The organism is Mesorhizobium sp. M7D.F.Ca.US.004.03.1.1, assembly GCF_003998635.1.
In the GTDB taxonomy this organism is placed as follows: Bacteria; Pseudomonadota; Alphaproteobacteria; order Rhizobiales; family Rhizobiaceae; genus Mesorhizobium; species Mesorhizobium loti.
In genome coordinates this window covers 1-4,133 of sequence record NZ_RZQG01000549.1, presented here as the reverse complement: position 1 = coordinate 4,133, position 4,133 = coordinate 1, and the positions used below count along the sequence as shown (strand labels likewise).

The following is a 4,133-nucleotide window of genomic DNA, read 5'->3' as shown; positions in this document are numbered from 1 at the left end:
TGCGTCGACAGGCCCCTGGCCGCCAGATCGACGCCGTTCCTGGCTGCTTCGCCCTCGATCGCGCCGGCAATATGTTTGCCAAGCCTGCCGCGCCAGCAGCCGACCAGATCGCCAAGGCTCGATTTCATGTCCAGCAGTTCGGCGCCATGCGGCGAGGCAATGACCGCGCTCATCATCGAGATGAATGCCCCGTCGATGGCTTGCATCATGCGCTCGGTGAAAGTGCCATCGCCGGCCAGAGCCATCTTTGCCGCCTCGACCGAGCGCGACAGGATCATCATGGCAATGGCGCGGAAAATATCGGTCTTGTTCTTGAACAGGAGATAGAGCGCCGGGCGCGACATCTCTGCGGCGCGGGCGATGTCGTCCATGGTGGTGCGGGAGAAGCCATAGGCCAAAAACACCTTCATCGCCCCATCCAGGATACGGACGCGTTTGGGGTCGGCGGCGGCCATGTCTTCGATCTGATTCATGGAACAATTCTATCCTGCAAAATCGTTATTGACAAAATGACGTAATTTGTCAATCTGTATCGAGGGGAAATGACCGGTTGGCCATTTCGCCAACGGCAGTGGACGACAACAAAGGGTATCCCCATGCGCCTCACCGTCGACGGACAATCATTCGACATCGACGCCGATCCGGACATGCCGCTGCTGTGGGCGCTGCGCGATCTCATCGGCAAGACCGGGCCGAAGTTCGGTTGCGGCATCGCTGCCTGCGGCGCCTGCACGGTGCATGTCGACGGTCAGCCGGTGCGTTCCTGCTCGCTTCCCGTTGGCCAGGTCAACGGCGCTGTCACCACCATCGAAGGTATCGGTACAGCGGGCAGACTGCATCCGGTGCAGCAGGCATGGCTGGAGGAACAGGTTGCGCAATGCGGCTACTGCCAGGCCGGCCAGATCATGAGCGCGGTGGCGCTGCTCGACGAGGTCGCCGACCCGAGCGACGCCGACATCGACAACGCCATGGGCGGCAATCTCTGCCGCTGCGGCACCTATCCCAGGATCCGCTCGGCCATCAAGAAGGCCGCGGCGCTCAAGACGGCGGGGCTCTGACCATGGCCAGTGTCGGAAAGATCGCCCGCCGCACGTTTCTGATCGGCGCGGCTGCTGTCGCGGGCGGCGTTGCCGTCGGCTATTACTACTATCGCAAGCCGTTCCCGAACCCGCTCGAGGCCGAACTCGGCAAGGGCGAGGCGACGTTCAACCCCTATGTGAAGATCGGCGCCGACAACACCATCACCATCGTCGCGCCGCGCGCCGAGATGGGGCAAGGCATTTCGACGACGCTGGCTGTCATGGTGGCCGAAGAGCTCGATGTCGGCCTCGATCGGGTCAAGGTCGAGCATGGACCGGCCTCCCATGCCTATTACAACGCCGCGATCCTTGAAGAGGGCGGTCCGTTCGCCTTCTTCGACGAGAGCATGACCGCGCAAGCGGTGCGCTCGGGTCTCGGCGTGGTCGGCAAGTTCCTTGCCCTGCAAGGCACTGGTGGTTCGGCTTCGACACGCGATGGTTTTGACAAGATGCGGCAAGCGGGCGCCGCCGCCCGGCAGATGCTGATCGCGGCTGCGGCGCAAAAACTGGGTGTCGCCGCCGCCGATCTGGAAACGGCCGACGGTTCGATCCTGCACAAGGCGTCGGGCAAGTCGCTGACCTATGGCGCGGTCGCCGCTGCCGCTGCCGCGATGGCGCCTCCTGCAGAAGTCAAACTCAAGGACCGGGCCGACTGGAAACTGCTGGGAAAGCCGCAGAAGCGCATCGACATGCTGGCCAAGGTCACCGGGGCGCCGATATTCGGCATCGATGTCCGGCTGCCGGACATGCTCTACGGCACGGTCAAGATGAGCCCGCGCTTCTGGTCGAAGCCCGTCAAGGCGGACCTCTCCAAGGCCGAGAAAATGCCCGGTGTGATCAAGATCGTGCCGCTCGAGACGAATTACGGCCATGGCTTCGGCATCATCGCCGACAACACATGGGCGGCGTTCAGGGCGGCCGAGGCGATCGACGCCCAGTGGTCCGATCCCGAATACCCGCTCAGCAGCGCCGCCATTTCAGATGTGCTGAAGCAGGCCCTCGGCACCAAGGGCTCGGCGATGCGTGACAATGGCGATGTCGATACCGCCTTCGCCGATGCGCCGCGCGAAAGGATCGTCGAGGCTGACTATGCGGTGCCCTATCTGGCGCATGCGACGATGGAGCCGATGAACGCGACGGCGCAGCTCAAGGACGGCGCGCTCGACATCTGGTGCGGCAACCAGGCGCCGACCCTGGTGCGGCAGCTCTGCGCCAACGCGGTCGGCATCGAGCAGGACAAGATCACCGTGCACACCACCTTTATGGGCGGCGGTTTCGGCCGGCGCGTCGAGATGGACTACGCGCTGTGCGCCGCACTGATGGCGAAGGAAACAGGCGAGCGTCCGATCAAGGTGACCTGGACGCGTGAAGAAGACATGCGCCACGACGCCTATCGACCAGCCGCTATCGGCAAGTTCCAGGCGCGGCTCGGCGACGATGGCATGCCGGTCGCCGTTGACATGAAGATGGCCTCACCATCGGTGATTGCCGGCACGCTGCGCCGGCTGTTCCCCTCGATATCGCCGCTCGGTCCCGACAAGACCATTGTCGATGGCGCCCATGACCAGCCCTACACCATCCCGAACTATCGGGTCAGTGGTGTCGCTGCGCCGGTCTCCATCCCTGTCGGCTCCTGGCGCTCGGTCGGCAGTTCGGTCAACGGCTTCTTCCATGAAGGCTTCATGGACGAGATCGCCGTTGCCGGAAAAATCGATCCGGTCGAGATGCGCAAGAGACTGATGGCCGCCTATCCCTCGGCGGTGAAGGTGGTTGAGAAGGTCGCCGCGATGGCGAAATGGGGCGAGGCGCTGCCCGCAGGCAAGGCCAAGGGCATGGCCTTCACGCTGTCCTTCGGCAGTTGGGTCGGCGAGATCGTCCAGGTGGCGGACACGCCGGCCGGTATCCGCATCGAGAAGGTGTGGATCGCCGCCGATGTCGGCACCGCGCTCGATCCCGGCATCATCGAGGCGCAGCTGACTTCCGCCGCTATCTACGGCCTGTCGGCGGCGATGGGTCAGGAGATCACCTTCGCCGACGGCATGGTCGAACAGTCGAACTTCCATGATTTCGACGCCATGCGGATATTCCAGTGCCCGGTCTTCGAAGTCGCCATTCTGGAGAATTTCCACAAGATGGGCGGCGTCGGCGAGGTCGGCACACCGCCGGCGGCTCCGGCGCTGGCCAACGCCATCTTCGCGCTCACCGGCAAGCGCATTCGCACGCTGCCGCTGTCGAAAACGGTGGCCTTCGCATGAAGAAGCTCCTCATCATGCTGACGCCTGCTGCCATGCTCGTTCTCGCGGCGCCGTTCGCGATCGCGCAAGAGAGCCAGACGCCGACGCCGGTGACGGTCGACGCTGCAAAAGGCCTGTCCGAATGGGACAAGATCTATGCGGTGTTCTCGCATCCGCGCTGCGCCGACTGTCATGTCGCGGACGACCGGCCGCGCTGGTCCGGTGCGCATTATGGCGGCACCCGCGTTCACGCCTTCAATGTCCAGCGCGGTGCTGACGGATCGGGCTTCGGCAATCCGGGCCTGCGCTGCACAACCTGCCATTTTTCCAGCAATTCCAATGCATTGCATGGGCCGCCCGGGGCCGATAACTGGCATCTGGCGCCAACCGAGATGGCCTGGTTCGGCAAATCCTCGGCCGAAATCTGCAGTCAGATCAAGGATCCCCTGCGCAATGGCAACCGCAGCTTGAAGGATATCGCGCTGCATGTTCGCGACGACAAATTGGTCGCCTGGGGCTGGGCGCCGGGGTCTGATCGTGAGCCGGCTCCGGGCTCTGCCGAAGCAACCTATCAAGCGATCGAAAATTGGATTGCGGCGGGCGCATCTTGTCCGGTGGCGCAATGATCCCGCAACTTTCGCACTATATTGCGATGCAACTTTGATGTAGAAGCGCGCTTCGCCGATCACGGCAAATTGAACACGGCTTGGCGCGCACCCATATCGGCGACGCGCCCGCGTTATGAGGACGCTGGCCGAACCCGCAGTGGAAAAAACGACGATGCCGAGAATCAGGTTTCACAAGCTTGCAGCCATTGTTG

Annotated in this window: 4 protein-coding genes; 3 read left to right on the top strand and 1 reads right to left on the bottom strand. The window is 63.3% G+C overall.

Features of this window, described 5'->3' with window-relative positions; all coding sequences use genetic code 11:
• The coding region (locus EN935_RS25130; protein WP_164771323.1) for a TetR/AcrR family transcriptional regulator at nucleotides 1-473 on the bottom strand (473 nt) is incomplete at its 3' end.
• Between the two features lie 123 nt (nucleotides 474-596).
• On the opposite strand from EN935_RS25130, the gene EN935_RS25125 reads away from it, so the two are divergent.
• Genes EN935_RS25125 through EN935_RS25115 form a run of 3 tightly spaced genes read left to right on the top strand, consistent with a single transcriptional unit; the run spans nucleotide 597 to nucleotide 3,939 of the window.
• Nucleotides 597-1,058: a (2Fe-2S)-binding protein gene (locus EN935_RS25125; protein WP_109664879.1), complete on the top strand. Its 462-nt coding sequence runs from the start codon at nucleotides 597-599 to the stop codon at nucleotides 1,056-1,058.
• A gap of 2 nt (nucleotides 1,059-1,060) precedes the next feature.
• Nucleotides 1,061-3,334, top strand: a complete 2,274-nt coding sequence (locus tag EN935_RS25120; RefSeq protein WP_127262579.1) for a xanthine dehydrogenase family protein molybdopterin-binding subunit — start codon at nucleotides 1,061-1,063, stop codon at nucleotides 3,332-3,334.
• Nucleotides 3,331-3,939 carry a hypothetical protein gene (locus tag EN935_RS25115; protein WP_126070861.1) on the top strand — a complete coding sequence of 203 codons (609 nt, stop codon included), beginning with the start codon at nucleotides 3,331-3,333 and terminating at the stop codon, nucleotides 3,937-3,939. The genes EN935_RS25120 and EN935_RS25115 overlap by 4 nt, the downstream gene beginning before the upstream one ends.
• Nucleotides 3,940-4,133: the final 194 nt, after the last annotated feature.